Origin of the sequence: Psychrobacter proteolyticus, from assembly GCF_038155145.1 — a bacterium.
Classification (GTDB): Bacteria; Pseudomonadota; Gammaproteobacteria; order Pseudomonadales; family Moraxellaceae; genus Psychrobacter; species Psychrobacter proteolyticus_B.
The window spans coordinates 1-221 of sequence record NZ_JBAKAY010000127.1 but is presented as its reverse complement, the minus strand read 5'-3'; the positions used below and the strand labels follow the sequence as shown (position 1 = coordinate 221).

At 41.2% G+C, this 221-nt stretch carries 1 pseudogene; it reads right to left on the bottom strand.

The annotated features are described in order from the left end of the window. Positions 1–60: 60 nt before the first annotated feature. Positions 61–221: pseudogene (locus V6252_RS13235) on the bottom strand (phosphate ABC transporter permease subunit PstC); the annotation flags it as partial.

The following is a 221-nucleotide window of genomic DNA, read 5'->3' as shown; positions in this document are numbered from 1 at the left end:
GTGTTCAATGATCGATGTCTGAATGTGATCACCAAAAACTGGCGCAAATACGAACAATCACCACATGCCATAAATGATAGATGGGATACCAGCCATCAACTCAATGGCGATACCAAGTGGCTTTTTGAGGAACTTAGGGCACATCTCTGTTAAAAATATCTCAATACCGAATCTGACTGGAACCGCGATAATAATAGCGATAAATGAGGTGACTAAGGTAC